The sequence below is a fragment of the Nonomuraea sp. NPDC049784 genome (genome assembly GCF_040659615.1).
In the GTDB taxonomy this organism is placed as follows: domain Bacteria; phylum Actinomycetota; class Actinomycetes; order Streptosporangiales; family Streptosporangiaceae; genus Nonomuraea.
In genome coordinates this window covers 1-1,081 of sequence record NZ_JBFAMX010001308.1, presented here as the reverse complement: position 1 = coordinate 1,081, position 1,081 = coordinate 1, and the positions used below count along the sequence as shown (strand labels likewise).

Below are 1,081 nucleotides of genomic sequence, written 5' to 3'. Positions count from 1 at the left end.
CCGCACTGCCGTGATGTGCGCCCCGGGCAGCGTACGCTCGACCAGCGCGGCATGCGCTCGGCAGCCGGGCTGCACCTGCCCAGCGGCGCCTCCCGGACTGTCGGGCAGGAAGACGAGAACGTCTCCCAGCCGCGGCGGACACGGCTCGTCATCGTCGACTTTACCGGGCCAGCTCGCAGCTGTCGCCGTACCGCAGCGCGTCCTCGATTTCCAGCCGAGCAGCCGCCAGCGCGTCGAGAGCGTCCTTCAGCCGGCGAACAACCGCAGGAGCAAGCGGCTGATGTGGCGCGTCGATGGCGTCTTGAATCTGCTCGCGCAGCACATCCACGCTCGCGATGTCCCCCATCAGCAGGGGCGTCATGTCGCCATCTTCCCCGTACAGCGCGTCGATTCGGCGCATCTCGGGATCGGCGACCACCGCGTCCGGGCCGATCTGGCCGGGGGTGCGTAGCTGCCGGGCGCCCACTTGCAGCACGTGGATAACCGCCGTGCGTTTGACTGCGCCGTGCTCGTCGATGTCGACGGTGTACGCGCGCGGTTGGCCGTGGGCGGCAATGCCTCCGTGAGCGTTCATGGGCTTGACCGTCGGGGTGGCGACGATGACCCAGGTGTCCGCGTGTGGATCGGCGCCGTGCTCAATCTCCGGAGCGGTCATCACGACCGGTGTCTCCGGCCGGCAGCTTTCGCCAACGCTGACGAGGTCGGCAGCGGTGGCGATGATCCGAGGGGCGTCCATGGTGTTGTATGTACCATGTCGCGCGGCGATAGGCAGCGGAGCGCGATAGACGAAGTTGAGATAAGTGTTCGAATGTGCCGACGGTTTCTCTGCGGCCAGCCTGGCGTAGGAGGGAAACGAACCGAGGCCCGCCCTTTACGCTGTAGATTCGGGCGCGTTGGAGCCTCGAACGCGTGGCCGACGGAGCAGCTGACGGTGGCCTCAGGTGACTGTGCACTCAGCGCTTCGGGAGGGGTCTCAGGCTCGCGCTAGCCTCATGTTCTTCAGCGTCGGCGCGGCGGCTGGGACGGGGGCGGTGCCGTCGACGCGGCCGGTGATGGGCGGCGCGGGGAGGGTTGTGCCGCC

At 68.4% G+C, this 1,081-nt stretch carries 1 protein-coding gene; it reads right to left on the bottom strand.

Annotated elements, in window-relative coordinates; all coding sequences use genetic code 11:
* Positions 1 to 160: 160 nt before the first annotated feature.
* On the bottom strand, positions 161 to 736 hold the full coding sequence (locus AB0J09_RS65635) for a hypothetical protein (protein ID WP_360714719.1): 576 nt from the start codon (positions 734 to 736) through the stop codon (positions 161 to 163).
* Positions 737 to 1,081 lie beyond the last annotated feature (345 nt).

Coding starts and splice junctions, on each gene's coding strand:
- AB0J09_RS65635 (WP_360714719.1), bottom strand. CDS start 736: ATGGACGCCCCTCGGATCATCGCCACCGCTGCCGACCTCGTCAGCGTT.